A 16,174-nucleotide genomic window follows, 5' to 3' on the forward strand; every position below is an offset into this window, starting at 1 on the left:
CCCGTCGCTGCGGACTATCCCCGACAATCCGCCCGAGTTCCTTGCCGCTGCTCTCCTGACCGGAGTACGAAAACTGCCGCTCACCCTCGGTCGGATGACCGGCAAACCGCGCTCGACACCAGCGACCCGGCTGGATGGAACGGAAAACTGAGGGAGGTGCGGGCTGTGTGGAGAACTCACGAGACACAGTTCTGGCTGCGCGGAGAGCAGCCTGAGAAGCCGGTCTGCTTTGACGAGTCGGCGGGCCTCTGGCATGTCTACGGCTATCCGGAGGTGCAGGCCGCCCTCGCCGATCCCGCGACATTCTCCTCCGACCTTCTCCGGATCACCCCCGAACATCGCCGGCCCAGGGCCGAGGGCAAGGACGTGTCCCTGGACGGGATGATCACCCTGATGGACCCTCCCCAGCACACCAAGCTGCGGAAGTTGGTCACCGCTGCGTTCGCGCCCAGAGCCGTCGCCAGTCTCGAACCCCAGATCGCGGCCCTCACGAACGAGCTACTCGACGAGGCAGGCACGGAACGGTTGGAGCTCGTCACCGACTTGGCCTTCCCGTTGCCGGTCATCGTGATCGCTGACATCCTCGGCGTGCCGAGGGAGGACCGCGACCTGTTCCAAAAATGGGTGGCCGGGATGTTCGAGCGCAATAATCAGCCCTCGCAGTTGGAACAGAGCGAGGAGCGAAGGCAGGAGGTGCAGAAGCACACAGACAGCATGCTGCAATTCCGGGCCTATATCGCTGAACATGCTGCCGAGCGGCGCAAGAAGCCCCGCGAGGACCTGCTCACCACGCTGGTCGTAGCCGAAATAGATGGTAAGCCCCTGACCGACGACCAGGTAGTGAACTTCGCGTTTCCGCTGCTGATCGCCGGGCACCTCAATACCACTATGTTGCTCGGCAACACCGTCCTTTGCCTGGACGCGTTTCCCGAGGTGCAGGACCGGGTCCGGGCCGACCGTTCGATCATTCCGGCGGTGATCGAGGAGTCGATGCGGTTCCTCACGCCTTTCGCCGCGCTGAGCCGGGCTACCACGCGTGAGGTCGAACTCGGTGGCGAGAAGATCCCCGCCGACCAGATGCTCATGGTCTGGCTAGCCACCGCAAACCGGGATCCACGCGTGTTCCCAAACCCGGACACCTTCGATCCCAGCCGTGGCTCCAGCGCCCATGTGGCGTTTGGCTGGGGGATCCACTTCTGCCTGGGCGCCTTGCTGGGCAGGGTGGAGGGCAGGGTGGTGCTCAACATCCTGCTCGACCGGTATCCGTCGCTGCGGACTATCCCCGACGAACCACCCGAGTTCCTTGCTGCTGCTCTACTGACCGGGTTGCGAAAGCTGCCGCTGAGGCTCAGCCGATGACCCCGACCCCACCAGCGGGCGGGCCAATGTCATCGAACTCGTGCGTTGGCCAAGGCCGGGGGTGACCGGCGAGGGACCGGAATTGCAGGGTCGACCCCCGGTCGATTGGGACGGCTCCCGCACGGTACGACCCTCAGCAGGCCGTTTATGCCCTATTTTGGGTCGCCGCGAGGGTGGTCCGATGCCGGTCCCTCTCTGGCGAAACCGCGATTTCCTCCTGTTGTGGACGGGTCAGGTCGCGTCGACGCTCGGCACCCGGATCAGCGGCCTTGCGTACCCGCTGCTCGTGCTGGCCGTGACCGGCTCACCGGCGTGGGCCGGCCTGGTGGCGTCCGCGCAGGCAGCCCCGTTCCTGATCTGGTTTCTGCCGGCGGGTGCCCTGGTTGACCGCTGGCCCCGCAAGCGGATCATGCTCGCCGCCGACGCCGGCCGGGCGGTCGCCCTGGCGTCGGTCGCGGTGGCCGTGGTGCTCGGGCGGATCACGATCGGTCACCTCATGGTCGTGGCTTTCGTCGAGGGGACGCTGTTCGTCTTTTTTCTGCTTGCCGAGACCGCCGCCCTGCCGCACGTGGTACCGAAATCCCAGTTGCCAGCGGCGATCGCCCAAAACCAGGCCCGCGACCAGGGTGCCGACCTGGCCGGTCAGCCCCTTGGTGGTTTGCTCTTCGGGTTGGGTCACGCGATGCCGTTCGCTGCCGACGCGGTGTCCTACGTGGTGGGCTTGGCCCTGATCGTCCCGATCCGGCGGAGCCTGGGGGAGGAGCAGGTAGCGCAGCGCCGCCACCTGCTGGCGGAGATCTCCGAGGGCGTCCGCTGGCTGTGGCGCCAGGACCTCCTGCGCGCCCTTGTGGCGATCGCGTCGGCTGGCAACCTCGCTTTCAGTGCCCTCGGCCTGACCATCATCGTCCGCGCCACCGACCTCGGCGCTTCCTCGGCCGCTGTCGGTGTTCTCCTTGGCCTGTTCGGCGTGGGCGCGATCGCCGGCGCTCTGGTGGCCCCGCCGGCCCAGCGCCTCGTCGCCCCGAAGGTGATCATGCTCGGCGCCCTGTGGTGGTGGGTCGCGCTACTGGTGGCCTTGGCCCTGGCCCCGACCGTGTTCGTGCTGGGCGCGGTCTACACGGTCGGTGCCTTGATGGGTCCGATCTTCAACACCACCAATGCCGCCTACCGCTACGTCCTGACCCCCGATCGGCTCCAGGGCCGCGTCAACGGCGTCTCCCGAATGATCGGCTGGGGCGCCCGCCCTGTCGGCGCCCTCCTCGGCGGCATATCCCTGGGAACCCTGGGCGCGGTGTGGACCTTCGCCGCCCTGGCGACGTGGCTGGCCATCGTCGCGGCGGCGTCGACGGCGAGCCGGCAGATCAGGCGGATCCCGAGGCTGGAAACGCTTAGTAGTGCATCTTGAGCACCTTGTCGTGCGCCTCGTCGCTCGGCGACGTGATCTCACAGACCAGCCGCACCGCCTCGACCGGTGCGACCACCACATCCAAGTCGAACGGCGATGTGATCACGATGTCTGGGATCAGTATCCGGCCCCGCTTCAGCCGGAGATTGAGGGGCCCGAGGACACGGAACTCCCGGGCCCGGGCCGGCAGATGAACTAGCTCGGAGGAGATGACCTGGTGCAAGACGCTTGCGAACGGACTTATGAAGAGAGATCCATCGATGATGGCTCGATGCGGTCCTTGGTCTCGCCGAGGGCAAGGTACTCCTCCTCGGTCCACGCGCCGTGGTCGGTGGGGATCATGGCTGTCACTGTCACCTCCCGAGGTCGCGAGACCGGAACTCTTGGCACAAGCCTTCCATGGGCTCCTACCGGCGTGTCGCGGTATAAAAGTTCTCTTGCACATCGAGGGCCGCGGGGCGAGGGCCCATCGAAACCGAGTCGTAACGACGTAGAATATTTTCAGTCTTCGCAGCTCGTTGTAAGTTCTCTACGAACGAGTGCGGAGGAGGCCCGGTGCGACCAGTCGGCGACGGCCCATATCTGCAGGTCCGCGACCTGCGGGTGCGGTTCGACACCGAAGACGGCGTGGTGCGCGCGGTGGACGGCGTCTCGTTCTCGGTCGAGCGCGGCAAGACTCTCGGCATCGTCGGTGAGTCGGGCTCCGGCAAGAGCGTCACCAGCCTGGCGGTGCTCGGACTGCACGATCCCAAACGCGCCCGGACCAGCGGCGAGATCCTGATCGGTGGCCGCGACATCGTGGGGCTCGCCGAGGAAGAGGTGCGCCGCCTGCGCGGTCGCGACGTGGCGATGATCTTCCAGGATCCGCTCTCCGCCCTGCACCCGTACTACACCGTCGGCCGCCAGATCGCCGAGGCGTACCGGGTGCACCACTCGGGCGCGACCCGGCGCGAGGCGCGACACCGCACAGTGGAGATGCTCGACCGGGTGGGCATCCCCCAGCCGGAACGCCGGGCCGACCAGTACCCGCACGAGTTCTCGGGTGGCATGCGGCAGCGCGCCATGATCGCGATGGCCCTGGTGAACGACCCCGACCTTCTGATCGCCGACGAGCCGACCACCGCGCTCGACGTGACCGTCCAGGCGCAGATCCTCGACCTGCTGAGCGACCTTCAGGACGATTTCGACTCCGCGATCATCTTGATCACCCACGACCTCGGGGTGGTGAGCCAGGTCGCCGACGAAGTGCTGGTCATGTACGGCGGTCGGGTGGCCGAGCACGGCAGCGCCCAGCAGGTGCTCCGCCGGCCACAGCACCCGTACACCTGGGGGCTGCTCTCCAGCGTGCCCTCGCTGCACGGCGACGCGGACGCGGACCTCGTGCCCATCCGGGGCAACCCGCCCAGCCTGATCAACCTGCCCTCGGGCTGCGCGTTCCACCCGCGCTGCCCGCACGCGACCGACCGCTCCCGGGACGACGTGCCCGACCTGCTGCCGGCGGCAGAGCCCGGCCACCTGGTGGCCTGTCACCTTCCGGAGCCCGACCGCCTTCGGCTCTACCAGGAGGCCCGATGAGCCTGCTCGCCGTCGAGGGGTTGACCAAGCACTTCCCGGCCCGCGGCGGCGTGGTGCGGGCAGTCGACGGGCTGGACTTCGCCGTACGCGCGGGGGAGACGCTCGGCCTGGTCGGGGAGTCCGGCTGCGGCAAGACCACCACCGGGCGGATGCTGGTGCGCCTGCTGGAGCCGACCAGCGGGCGGATCATCTTCGAAGACCGCGACATCACGCACGTGGGTCGCCGCGCGATGCGCCCGCTGCGACAGGACCTCCAGATAATTTTCCAGGACCCGTACGCGTCGCTGAATCCCCGGCACACCGTCGGCAGGATCGTCGCTATGCCGTTGACGGTCAACGGGATCCGGCCGCCGGGCGGGGTGAAGAAGCGGGTCCAGGAGCTGCTCGAACTGGTCGGCCTCAACCCCGAGCACTACAACCGGTACCCGCACGAGTTCTCCGGCGGCCAGCGGCAGCGGGTGGGTATCGCCCGCGCGCTCGCGTTGCGCCCCAAGCTGATCGTGGCCGACGAGCCGGTCTCGGCGCTGGACGTCTCGATCCAGGCCCAGGTGATCAACCTGCTGCGGCAGCTGCAGCGCGACCTCGGGCTGGCGTTCGTGTTCATCGCGCACGACCTGGCCGTGGTGCGGCACTTCTGCCAGCGGGTGGCGGTGATGTACCTGGGTCGGATCGTCGAGATCGGCGAGCGCGCCGAGATCTACGAGCGTCCCCGGCACCCGTACACGCGGGCGCTGCTGTCCGCGATACCCGATGTGGCGAAGCTCGGCGAGTCGCAGGGGCGGATCAGGCTCTCCGGCGACGTGCCCACGCCGATGAACCCGCCGTCCGGCTGCCGGTTCCGGACCCGCTGCTGGAAGGCCCAGGACATCTGCGCCAAGGAGGAACCGCCGCTGGCGGCGGGCGTGGCGTGCCACTTCCCGGAGGGAAGCCAGGAGCTCAGCCCGGAGGGAAGCCAGGAGCTCAGCCCGGAGGGAGGGAAGCTGTCGTGAGCCTTTCCCCCGAGATAGTCGAGCCGGTGCAGGCGACCGATCCCGTACCGGTTGAGCGCGGCGTCGTCGGCCGCTCGCCCGGCCAGCTTGCCTGGAGGCGGCTCCGCCGCGACCGCACCGCGGTGATCAGCGGCTGCACGCTGCTGGTCCTCGTGCTCGTCGCCCTCGCCGCACCGCTGATCGAGGCGCTGTACGGCGTCGGGCCCCACGACGAGTTCAAGCACCTACTGACCCGGCGCGGCAGCATCCCGCTCGGGTACGCCGGCGGTGTCAGCGCCGACCACTGGTTCGGCATCGAGCCGGGAACGGGCCGCGACATCTTCATCCGCATGGTGTACGGGCTGCGCACCTCGCTCTTCATCGCGCTGGCGTCCGCCCTGGTCACCGCCGCGATCGGGGTGACCGCCGGCATCGTCGCGGGCTACCTGGGCGGCTGGGTCGACGCGGTGATCAGCTGGATCACGGACTTCGCCCTCGCGCTGCCGTTCCTGATCTTCGCCTTGGCCGTCATGCGCCCGGTCGAGCTGCGCTTCTACGGCCCGCGTGAAGAGGTGCCGACGTGGTTCCGGGTGGCCGTACTGATCGCGATCTTCGCGGCGTTCGGCTGGACCAGCACCGCCCGCCTGGTACGCGGACAGGTGATCTCGCTGCGCGAACGTGAGTTCGTCGAGGCGGCCCGGGCCAGCGGCGCCGGGCTGGGACACATCCTGTTCCGGCAGCTCCTGCCGAACCTGTGGGCGCCGATCCTGGTGTCGTTCTCGCTGGCGGTGCCGGCGTACGTCACGGGTGAGGCGGCGCTGTCCTTCCTGGGCATCGGCATCGTCGACCCGACTCCCGACTTCGGCGCCATGATCTTCCGGAGCATCGCCTACCTACAGACCGACCCGGCATACGTCTTCTTCCCCGGAGTCACGATCTTCGCGCTCGTGCTGGCCTTCAACCTCTTCGGCGACGCGCTGCGCGACGCGCTCGATCCGAAGTCGTCCCGCTAGAGGTCGCCATGATCCGATTTTTGATCAAGAGGTTGCTGTCGGTCTCGCTGACGCTGTTCGCGGTCAGCGTGGTGAGCTTCCTGATGTTCTTCGCGCTGCCGAAGGACCCGGTCGCCGGCATGTGCCCGAAGAACTGCAACGCCGAGCGCCTGGAGCGGGTACGCCAGGAGCTGGGCCTGCGCGACCCGAAGGTCGAGCAGTACGCGGCGTACATGAAGGGGATCTTCGTCGGGCGCGACCTCGGCAGCGCCCAGGGCGGCAAGTGCGAGGCGCCGTGCCTCGGGTACTCGTACGTCAACAGCGAGGCGGTCACCGACACCCTCGGCCGGGTGCTGCCGGTGACGCTCAGCATCGTGATCCCGGCGGCCATCCTGTGGCTGCTGCTTGGCGTCGGGCTCGGCATGCTCTCCGCACTGCGGCGGGGCACGCTGCTCGACCGGCTCGCCATCGGCTTCTCGCTCACCGGCGCCTCGATGCAGCTGTACTTCGTCGGTGCGCTGTTGCTGCTGATCTTCACGTACCAGCTCAAGCTCGTGCCGGTGCCGCACTACACGTCCATTCTGGACAATCCGCTCGACTGGGCGAGCGGCCTGGTGCTCGCGTGGATGGCGCTGGCGTTCCTGTTCTCGGCGATCTACGCGCGGCTGGCCAGGGCACAGATGCTGGAGACCCTCTCGGAAGACTTCGTGCGCACCGCGCGGGCCAAGGGTCTCGCGAAACGCACGGTGTACGGCCGGCACGCGCTGCGCGCCGCGATCACGCCGCTGGTGACGATCGCCGGCCTCGACGTGGGCGCGGCGCTGGGCGGCACGGTGATCACCGAGACCACCTTCGGCATCCAGGGACTCGGGCGTACCGCGGTCTACGCCGTCCGCGGCGGCGACCTTCCCATGATCATGGCCACCGTTCTGATCGCGGCGGTCTTCGTCGTGGTCGCGAATTTCGTGGTCGACCTGCTCTACGCGGCCATCGATCCGCGCGTCCGATTGTCATAGGGGGTGTCTGATGGATCTTGTGGTGCCGCAGCTCCGTGAAGATCCATCAGGCATCGCCTCACCCCAGGGGAGGTACAGATGAGGTCTAAAGTGGCCGCCACCGCGGCCCTGGTACTCGTGATAAGCGCCGCCTGTAGCAAGACCACTGACGAGGGCGAGGAGGTCGACCAGACCCGCACCGCCACCGGCGTGATCGCCACGGACCCGAAGGACTCGATGGGTCCGGCGGCCGAGGTGCCCGGCGCCACGAAGGGCGGCACGTTCACGATCATCCGCGAGAACAAGATTTCGCACCTTGACCCGCAGCGCGTCTACTCGTTCGCGGGCCTGATGAACGCGCCCCTGTACGCCCGCTCGCTCACCACCTGGAAGGACGACGGCAAGGGCAACCTGACACTCGTCGGTGACCTCGCCGAGACGCCCGGCACGAACGTCAACAAGGACTGCAAGGTATGGGAGTACAAGGTCAAGAACGGGGTGAAGTTCGAGGACGGCACCCCGATCACGTCCAAGGAGATCGCGTACGGCATCGCGCGCTCCTTCGACCCGGACCTGACCGGCGGCCCCACGTACGTGCAGGAGTGGCTGGCCGACAGCGCCGACTACGACACCAAGTGGGACTTCAAGGCCAACAAGACGTCGCTGCCCCCGGGCCTGACCACGCCGGACGCCAAGACGGTCAAGTTCGAGTTCGCCAGGGCGCGGTGTGACCTGCCGTTCGCGCTGTCGCTGCCGTCCAGCGCGCCGCTGCCGCCGGCGAAGGACACCGGCGTCAACCTCGACAATCAGCCGTTCTCGTCCGGCCCGTACAAAATCACCAAGCACACGCCCGGCGTGGAGCTGGTGATGGAGCGCAACGAGCACTGGGACCCGAAGACCGACCCGGTGCGCCACCAGTACCCGGAAAGGTTCGTATGGACCTTCGGCGCGGACCCGGACGCGGGCGCCAACCGCGTGATCGCCGACACCGGCGGCGACGCCGCCGCGCTCGCGTTCAATGGCGTGCCGTCCTCACTGGTGTCCAAGGTGGAGGCCGACGCGACGCTGAAGGGCCGCACGATCACCTCGCCGACCCCGTCGGCATGGCGACTGACCATCAACACCCAGCGCGTCACCGACCTCGCCGTCCGGCAGGCGCTGAACTACGCGATCGACCGGCAGGGCCTCATCACCGTGTACGGCGGCACGACCGTCGCGTCGCCGCTGACCACGCTCATGCCGCCCGCCACGATCGGCTACAAGGAGTACGACGCGTATCCGGCCGGGGCGACCGGCAACCCGGAGAAGGCCAAGGAGGTGCTCGCCGGCAAGGCGCCCGAGCTGGTGCTGGGTATCAGCGACGACTCCACGGAGCTGGGCACGCAGCTCAAGACGAACCTGGAGAAGGCCGGCTTCAAGATCACGGTGAAGACGATCCCGGCGGACGCCAAGCTCGACGAGACCAAGAAGAAGGACAACCCGTGGGACATCTGGCTGGACCAGTGGGCCGCCGACTGGCCCAGTGGCGCGGCCATCCTGCCGGTTCTCTTCGACGGTCGCTCGATCAAGGCTGAGGGCAACAGCAACACGTCCTACTTCAACAACGACGCGATCAACGCGGAGTTCGACCGCGTGCTTGCGATGGACCCGTCCGCCCAGGCGTCGGAGTGGTCCAAGATCGACGAAAAGATCATGAAGGAGCAGGCGCCCGCCGTGCCGCTGTTCGTGGAGGTGGCGTACTACCTGCACGGCTCCAAGGCAGGCGGCGTCTTCATCTCCAGCGTCTTCGGGTACCCCGCGTTCGTGAACGCGTACGTCAAGCAGTAGTCACCGAGGTGTGGAGGGCGCCGGACGGGCGCCCTCCACCTTCAGATGTTGCGCCGCAGGAAGTCCAGCTCCAGCGCGAGCAGCTTTTCCGCCACGCCCCCCGCCGCCATGTGGGTCGCACCGGTCAGCGGAATCACCGAGTGCGGGCGGCCCGCCGCGAGCAGGGCCGCCGACAGGCGCAGCGTGTGTGCGGCCACCACATTGTCGTCGGCGAGCCCGTGGATCAGCAGCAGAGGCCGGGTAACGTCGGCCGGTTCAGCCGCCAGGTCGACCAGCGAATGATGCGAGTACACGTCCGCGTTGTCCTCGGGCAGGCCCAGGTAGCGCTCGGTGTACGCCGTGTCGTACAGGTGCCAGTCGGTCACCGGCGCTCCGGCGATCCCGCACTTGAAGAGGTCGGGCCGGCGCAGCACCGCCAGCCCGGCCAGCCAGCCGCCGAACGACCAGCCCCGCACGGCCACCCGGTCCAGGTCGAGGTCGGGGTGCTTGCCAGCGAGCGCGGCCAGCGCGTCGACCTGGTCGGTGAGCGCCACGTCGGCCACCCGCCGGTGGATCACCTTTTCGAACGAGGGAGCCACGCCCGGCGTGCCCCGGTTGTCGACGGTCACCACCGCGAACCCGGCGTCAGCCCACCACTGCCGCTCCAGCCAGCGCGAGCGCGCGGCCACCACCTCCTGGTGACCCGGCCCGCCGTACACGTCCAGCAGCACCGGCAGCCGCCGGCCACCCACGTGGCTGCGCGGGTAGACGACCGCGGCGGGGAGCCGGCGGTCGGTGACGCGCTCCAGGGTGGGGCGCGGCGCGTACGGCGGCTTGGCGGCCAGCGAATTCAGCGCGGTGACCTGCTTGTCGCCCCGCCAGACCGTCCACTGTGTGCCCGCGTGGTCGAGCGAGGCGGTGCCGATCACCACCACGTCGCCGCCGACCGCGCCGAAGTGCCAGCCCGGTGCCGTGGTCAACGCGCGGATCTCGGCGCCGCCCCCGCCGATCGCCGTGCGCACGCGATACAAGTGCTGCTCGCTCGGCTCACCCTCGCTGCCCTCGACCAGCAGGTCCGGCGAGCCGGAGCCGCCGGACATCCGGCCCACGACCCGGCGCACGTATAGCGACGGCGGCGTCAGCAGCGTGCCGTCGGCGAAGAGGCAGCGCGCGTCGTACCCGTCGTGCGCCAGCTCGCCGCCGACCAGCACCCGGCCGTCGGGCAGGTGGTTGGGCGTACCGGCGACCGGCTCCACCCAGCGCGGGTCGGCCAGCTCGGCGTGCACCTGGGTTTCGCCGGTGCGCGGGTCGACCGACAGCACGAGGCCGTGTTGCTGGAGGCGGCGCAGCACGGTGATCAGCGGGCCGCCCTCGGCCCAGTGCACGGACACGAGGTAGGGGTACGTCTCACGGTCCCAGTGGACGTCGACCCAGCCGCCGTCGAGGTCGAGCAGGTGCAGCGTGACCTCGGCGTTCGCGGCGCCGGCGTGCGGGTACGCCACGGAGCTGGGCGCCTGCTCGGGGCGGGCCGGGTCGTGCAGGTGCCAGCGCGGCACCCGAGACTCGTCGACCCGTGCCGCCAGGATCGAGCGGCCGTCGGGAGACCACCAATACCCGCGGTACCGGTCGAGCTCCTCAGCCGCGATGAACTCCGCGAGGCCCCACGTGACGCCGCCTTCTTCGCCGGCCAGCATGGCGTCGGTGCCGTCGGGATGCACGATGTGCAGGTGACCGCCGGTGACGTACGCGATGCGCGTGCCGGCGGGGTCGGGCCGAGGGTCGACCACCGGCCCGGCTGTGTCGACCTCGGTCACCTCGCCGCGCACCAGGTCGGCCCGAAAGAGCCGCCCCGCCAGCGGAAACGTGCAGACCCGCGCGGCGGTGTCGGTCGCGTACGACCCGATGCCGGCGGCGGAGAGCCGCAGCCTCTCGCGTAGCGCGCGTTCCTCGGCGGGCAGGTCCTCGGCGCCTCTATCGCCGCCTGCGAGCAGTGCCGCGGGGTCGGCGACGAGTCGCTCGGACGCTGTGCCCACATCGAGCACCCACAGCGCGTCGGCCGTCGCTTCCGGCCCGTCTGACCTGAGGAAAACCACCCGCGATCCGTCGCTCGCGACGCTCACCGCCCGTGGCGCGCCGCGCGTGAACCGGCGGGTGCGGGCTGCCAGCTCTGGATACTCCACACTTGGGATCGTAGATCCGGGAGGCCGCGGTGCCCGACCGCCACGGGCGTGTCTGCCCGGAACGTGGTGATCTCTACGCGCGCGCGTAGAGTGACGCGGGTGGCACGACGACTGATGCTGGTGCATGCGCACCCTGACGATGAGACCGTCGGCACCGGCGCGACCATGGCCCTCTACGCCGCCGCCGGCGTCCAGGTCACGCTCGTGACCTGCACGCTCGGTGAGGAGGGTGAGATCCACGTGCCCGAGCTCGCCCTGCTGGGGCCCGCCGAGGCCGACCAGCTCGGCGGATACCGCCTGGCCGAGCTCGACGCGGCGTGCGCCGCGCTGGGCGTCACCGACCGCCGCTTCCTCGGCGGCGCCGGGCGCTACCGCGATTCGGGCATGATGGGCCTCGAGACCAACAAGCATCCCCGCAGCTTCTGGCAGGCCGACGTCGAGGAAGGCGCCGGTTACCTTCTGGAGATCATGCGCGAGGTACGCCCGCAGGTGCTGGTCACGTACGACGAAAACGGGTTCTACGGTCACCCCGACCACATCCAGGCGCACCGGGTCGCGATGCGCGCGGCCGAGCTGGCCCGCGCCGAGGGCTTCGGCCCTGACAAGATCTACTGGACCGCGATGCCGAAGAGCGTGCTCGAAGCCGGCATCAGCGCGTTCGCGCAGTCGAGCGACAACCCGTTCGAGGGCATCGAGCGCATCGAAGACTTCCCGTTCGGCACGCCGGACGACCAGGTCGCCGCCCGGATCGACGGCACCGACCACCACGAGGCGAAGGTGGCGGCCATGCGGGCGCACGCCACCCAGATCCCGGAGACGTCCTGGCTGTACTCGATCGCCGGCAACTTCGGCAGCGAGTTCATGGGCGTCGAGTACTACACCCTGGCGTCAGGCGAAAAGGGCCCCGGCGGCGGCCCGTACGGCTGGGAGAGCGACCTTTTCGCCGGTTTGCCGGTATGAGCCTGTCCAGCACGCCCACCGCGGAGCCGGCCGTGGAGCCCCAGCCGCCGTCCCGGTTCGCGCCGCTGGCGCACGCGGCGCTGCGCACGGCGGGCGGTGTGATCGCGGCATTCGCCGCGGTGCTGACCGCCGTGCTCGAATTGCTGCTCGCGCCCCTGCGGGTCGGCGGGCAACTGGTTGGCGTCTCCGTGGTGCTCGCGGTGGCGGCCAACCTGGCGCTGGGCTGGTTCGCCTACACCACCGTGGGGCGGAAGTGGGCGATCGCGTTGCCCGCCGTGGCCTGGCTCGGCGTGATGCTGGTGGCCTCCGGCCGCACCGCCGAGGGCGACCTGCTGCTCGTCGGCCCTTCGGGCGGCAAGGTCATCGACGGCAACAGCTGGGTGGGCATCACGATGATCTTCACAGGCGCCATTGCGTACGCAATGGCCGCTTTCCGCCTGATGCTCATGCCCCCACCGCCGCCGTCCGCGCCACCATCCGCGCCGCGCGCCCCCACCCCTTCCGCCGATCAAGGGCATACGCACGTGCTTTGATCTCCGATCCGCGTGCATTCGCCCTAGATCGATGCGAAAGCCCTTGATCGGCGCGTTGCCACGCGCCGTAGTCGAGGGTTTACTCGTCATGCCTGGCGGATTTTCCGGCCGCGCGGTAAAGGAGAGGTACTGCTTCGGGGAGGTTGAGATGAAGGATCGTTGGCTGCCGGTCGGCGTGCTCGCGGGCGTGCTGTTCGCGGTCAACGTGGCGGCCCGCCTGGTCGCCCGCTTCGCGTTCGACGGCGACAACGAGGCGCAGGACCGGATCTCGTTGGTCATGTTCGTCGCGATCGGGCTGATCCTCGCCACGATGGCGTTCATCTGGGGCCGGCGGTATCCGGCCGGCCGGTGGATCGCGGACATCGGCGCCGCCGTCCTCACCGCGATGGTGCTGACGATCTTCGTCGGGCCGTTCATCAGCGGTGACGCCCCGTTCGAGGGCGGGGCCGGCGACTTCTTCTCGCAGATCTGGCTCTACTGCGGCTTCTCCATCGGCGGCGCGCTCGTCGGCTTCCTGATCCTCACGACGCTGGGCTGGGACTACCGCTCGCAGTCGCTGAAGCGGTTTGCGGAGACGAAGCTGGCGAAGCCGCGCCGTCCGGTCCGCCGCTGACGCTCGCCGATCAAGGGCTTTCGCATCGATCAAGGGCGAATGCACGCGGAAAAGAGATCCAACCGCGTGCGTATGCCCTTGATCGACGGAAGGGACGGGGGCGCGCGGCTTGAGCGGCGCGGCTTGAGCGGCGCGGCTTGAGCGGCGCGGCTTGAGCGGCGCGGCTTGAGCGGCGCGGCTTGAGCGGCGCGGCTTGAGCGGCGCGGCTTGAGCGGCGCGGCTTGAGCGGCGCTGTGGCGGCCGTGTGGGTTTATGGGGGTGGGGGTGTGCGGGTTAGGTAGGCGTGGTGGGTTGCGAAGCCTAGGCGGCTGTAGAGAGTTACCGCCGGGGTGTTGCGTTCCTCTACCTGGAGGAAGGCGCGAGAGACGCCCAAGGTGGCGGCCCACGCCGACAGGGCGCCGATGATCTGTTGGGCAAGGCCGCGGCGGCGGGCCTCGGGGACCACCTCGATCAGCGAGAGTCCCAGCCAGCGCCGGTCGGCGGTGACGGCGCCGCGGCCTATCGCGATCAGTTCGCCCGGCTGGCCGTACACGTGCGCGAAGCGGACCTGGGGCACGGCGGTGAGGATGTGGCGCGCGGCGCCCGGTAGGCCGCCCTTCCGATCGCCCGCGATCCGCAGCCAGCCCTCGGAGGGTGACGTGGCGAGATCGACTTCGACGGTGCTGGTGATCGCCGGCAGGGGCGCGGTCTGGACGAGTGTGAGCGGGCGGGCGCCCCAGCCGCGCGCGTCGAGCGCCGCGCCGACCGGCGCGGCCAGCGGCAGCGGCGTGTTGACCAGCGCGGGCAGGCCGCGGTCGGCGTACCACCGCTCGATCGCGTCGATGGCCGCCTCCAGCGGGCGGTCGGGGTCGCCGATCGGGAGTGCGGAGTTTCCCCGGCCGCTCCAGCCGTCGGCGGCGCGCAGCAGCCAGCCGCCGAGCCGGTCCTGGACGGGCGCCGGCCAGGTCTCATTGGACGCCAGCTCAAGGGCCACGACGTCCGTGGCGTTCGGCCGCCGCGAGGGTGGCACCCGCTTGGCCCGGTGGATCTCATCCAGTGGTACGCGGAGCGGGCCCTTCGCGGTCGCCAGAGTGAGATCGGTCTCGGACACCTCGATCAGTTCGCCAAGTGCGTCGGAGTAAAGCGGACGATTGTTACGAGTACCGACAATTCGCCGCACCACGACTCGGTGTCCCACATCCTGCCGCCGGAGCACTTTCCACCCCCTCTCCGGCGTGATACTAGGCTCCTAGAAGCTGTGGAGAAGTGCGGCAGTGCCTGCAGCGCTTGCGGAGAGGAAGACCCGTGACCTACATCATCGCCGAGCCGTGCGTTGATCTGCTCGACAAGGCGTGCATCGAGGAGTGCCCGGTCGACTGCATCTACGAGGGCAACCGGATGCTCTACATCCACCCCGATGAGTGCGTCGACTGCGGGGCCTGTGAGCCGGTCTGCCCGGTCGAGGCGATCTTCTACGAGGACGACGTGCCGGAGCAGTGGAAGGACTACACCGCGGCGAACTACGAGTTCTTCGAGGATCTCGGCTCGCCCGGCGGTGCCTCCAAGATCGGCAAGGTCGAAAAGGACGCGACCTTCGTCGCGGCCCAGCCGCCTCGCGAGGAAGCCCACTGAGCAGAACCTCCGGGCTCCCGGACTTTCCGTGGGACCTGCTTGCGCCGGCCAAGCGGGCCGCCGCGGCACACCCGGACGGGCTCGTCGATCTGTCGATCGGCACGCCCGTCGACCCGGTGCCGCAGGCGGTCCGCGACGCGCGCGCGGCGGGCTCCGACGCGCCCGGGTACCCGCTGACGGCCGGCTCACCCGGCCTGCGCGCCGCCCTGGCCGACTGGGCGGTGCGTAACTGCGGCGCGACCGCCGACGCGCTGGGCGTGCTGCCCACGATCGGCTCGAAGGAACTGGTGGCCTGGCTGCCGACGCTGCTCGGCCTCGGCCCGGGCGACGTGGTCGTCATCCCGGAGGTCTGCTACCCGACGTACGAGGTGGGCGTCCGGCTGGCCGGAGCCACCCCGGTACGCAGCGACTCGCTCACGGCGGTCGGCCCGGCTCGGGTGCGGCTGGTGTGGGTCAACTCGCCGTCCAACCCCACCGGCCGGGTGCTACCCACCGCGCACCTGCGCAAGGTCGTCGACTGGGCGCGCGAGCGTGGCGCCGTGGTGGCAAGCGACGAGTGCTACCTGACGCTCGGCTGGGACGACACGCCGGTGTCGGTGCTGGCGCCTGAGGTGACCGCCGGCCGATACGACGGCGTACTCGCCGTGCACTCCCTCTCCAAGCGGTCCAACCTGGCGGGATACCGGGCCGGGTTCGTGGCCGGCGACCCGGCACTGGTGGCCGAGTTGCTGGCGGTACGCAAGCACGCCGGCATGATCGTGCCGGCACCGGTGCAGGCCGCGATGGTGGCCGCGCTCGGCGACGAGGAGCATGTCGCGGAGCAGCGCGCCCGGTACACCGCCCGGCGGGAGACCCTGCGCTCGATGCTGATCAAGGCCGGCTTCGAGATCGAGCACTCGACCGCCGGGCTCTACCTATGGGCCACCCGGGGCGAAGACTGCTGGGCCACTGTGGACTGGTTCGCGGCCCGGGGCATCCTCGTCGCGCCCGGTGCCTTCTACGGCCCGGCCGGCGAGCGACACGTGCGGGTGGCGCTCACCGCCACGGACGAGCGGGTCGCCGCCGCCGCTGACCGGCTCAGCGCCTGATCCACGATTTCGCACCCTACAGATCGAGCCGCCCGAACAATTCCTTGATCGACCGATTTGGAGTACGGTCCGTCGTGCCGCAGCCCGTG

15 protein-coding genes are annotated in these 16,174 nt (G+C 69.5%); 12 read left to right on the forward strand and 3 right to left on the reverse strand.

The genetic code is table 11. The annotated features are described in order from the left end of the window. Positions 1–165 precede the first annotated feature (165 nt). Together V6V89_RS03305 and V6V89_RS03310 are read left to right on the forward strand one after the other, a co-directional pair. A complete protein-coding gene (locus V6V89_RS03305; protein ID WP_334617417.1) occupies positions 166–1,359 on the forward strand; it encodes a cytochrome P450 in 1,194 nt (397 codons plus the stop codon). Between the two features lie 181 nt (positions 1,360–1,540). Next, entirely contained in the window at positions 1,541–2,764 is a 1,224-nt protein-coding gene (locus tag V6V89_RS03310) for an MFS transporter (protein WP_334617418.1), read from the forward strand. Here the strand turns inward: V6V89_RS03310 and V6V89_RS03315 are convergent. Further along, positions 2,748–3,029, reverse strand: coding sequence for a Uma2 family endonuclease (locus tag V6V89_RS03315; protein ID WP_334617598.1), 282 nt, complete (start codon positions 3,027–3,029; stop codon positions 2,748–2,750). The two genes, V6V89_RS03310 and V6V89_RS03315, sit on opposite strands and share 17 nt — an antisense overlap. Positions 3,030–3,319: 290 nt before the next feature. On the opposite strand from V6V89_RS03315, the gene V6V89_RS03320 reads away from it, so the two are divergent. The 5 genes from V6V89_RS03320 to V6V89_RS03340 all read left to right on the forward strand — a co-directional run bounded on the left by V6V89_RS03320 (position 3,320) and on the right by V6V89_RS03340 (position 9,121). Beyond that, on the forward strand, positions 3,320–4,339 hold the full coding sequence (locus V6V89_RS03320) for an ABC transporter ATP-binding protein (protein WP_334617419.1): 1,020 nt from the start codon (positions 3,320–3,322) through the stop codon (positions 4,337–4,339). Continuing rightward, positions 4,336–5,328: an ABC transporter ATP-binding protein gene (locus tag V6V89_RS03325; RefSeq protein ID WP_334617420.1), complete on the forward strand. Its 993-nt coding sequence runs from the start codon at positions 4,336–4,338 to the stop codon at positions 5,326–5,328. The genes V6V89_RS03320 and V6V89_RS03325 overlap by 4 nt, the downstream gene beginning before the upstream one ends. Beyond that, positions 5,325–6,320: an ABC transporter permease gene (locus V6V89_RS03330; RefSeq protein ID WP_334617421.1), complete on the forward strand. Its 996-nt coding sequence runs from the start codon at positions 5,325–5,327 to the stop codon at positions 6,318–6,320. Before V6V89_RS03325 ends, V6V89_RS03330 begins: the two co-directional genes overlap by 4 nt. An 8-nt stretch (positions 6,321–6,328) precedes the next feature. Further along, the gene (locus tag V6V89_RS03335) at positions 6,329–7,315 is read left to right on the forward strand and encodes an ABC transporter permease (protein WP_334617422.1); all 987 of its coding nucleotides are present in this window, start codon (positions 6,329–6,331) and stop codon (positions 7,313–7,315) included. A 78-nt stretch (positions 7,316–7,393) separates the two neighbouring features. Then, on the forward strand, positions 7,394–9,121 hold the full coding sequence (locus tag V6V89_RS03340; protein WP_334617423.1) for an ABC transporter substrate-binding protein: 1,728 nt from the start codon (positions 7,394–7,396) through the stop codon (positions 9,119–9,121). A 41-nt stretch (positions 9,122–9,162) separates the two neighbouring features. Here the strand turns inward: V6V89_RS03340 and V6V89_RS03345 are convergent, their stop codons facing one another. After that, positions 9,163–11,280 (reverse strand): S9 family peptidase, encoded by a 2,118-nt coding sequence (locus tag V6V89_RS03345; protein ID WP_334617424.1) that lies wholly within the window; start codon positions 11,278–11,280, stop codon positions 9,163–9,165. Positions 11,281–11,394: 114 nt separating this feature from the next. Between V6V89_RS03345 and mshB the strand changes: the two genes are divergently transcribed. From mshB to V6V89_RS03360, 3 genes are all read left to right on the forward strand, one after another. Further along, on the forward strand, positions 11,395–12,240 hold the full coding sequence (gene mshB, locus V6V89_RS03350; protein WP_334617599.1) for an N-acetyl-1-D-myo-inositol-2-amino-2-deoxy-alpha-D-glucopyranoside deacetylase: 846 nt from the start codon (positions 11,395–11,397) through the stop codon (positions 12,238–12,240). Beyond that, entirely contained in the window at positions 12,237–12,773 is a 537-nt protein-coding gene (locus V6V89_RS03355) for a hypothetical protein (RefSeq protein ID WP_334617425.1), read from the forward strand. Before mshB ends, V6V89_RS03355 begins: the two co-directional genes overlap by 4 nt. A 148-nt stretch (positions 12,774–12,921) precedes the next feature. Further along, positions 12,922–13,386, forward strand: a complete 465-nt coding sequence (locus tag V6V89_RS03360; protein ID WP_334617426.1) for a hypothetical protein — start codon at positions 12,922–12,924, stop codon at positions 13,384–13,386. A gap of 250 nt (positions 13,387–13,636) precedes the next feature. Here V6V89_RS03360 and V6V89_RS03365 read toward each other — a convergent pair whose 3' ends face one another. After that, positions 13,637–14,581 carry a GNAT family N-acetyltransferase gene (locus tag V6V89_RS03365; RefSeq protein WP_334617427.1) on the reverse strand — a complete coding sequence of 315 codons (945 nt, stop codon included), beginning with the start codon at positions 14,579–14,581 and terminating at the stop codon, positions 13,637–13,639. Between the two features lie 89 nt (positions 14,582–14,670). Between V6V89_RS03365 and fdxA the strand changes: the two genes are divergently transcribed. Further along, positions 14,671–14,997: a ferredoxin gene (gene fdxA, locus V6V89_RS03370; RefSeq protein WP_334617428.1), complete on the forward strand. Its 327-nt coding sequence runs from the start codon at positions 14,671–14,673 to the stop codon at positions 14,995–14,997. Next, positions 14,994–16,085: a succinyldiaminopimelate transaminase gene (gene dapC / locus V6V89_RS03375; protein WP_334617600.1), complete on the forward strand. Its 1,092-nt coding sequence runs from the start codon at positions 14,994–14,996 to the stop codon at positions 16,083–16,085. Before fdxA ends, dapC begins: the two co-directional genes overlap by 4 nt. Positions 16,086–16,174: the final 89 nt, after the last annotated feature.

Source organism: Micromonospora sp. CPCC 206061, assembly GCF_036906915.1.
In the GTDB taxonomy this organism is placed as follows: Bacteria; Actinomycetota; Actinomycetes; order Mycobacteriales; family Micromonosporaceae; genus Phytohabitans.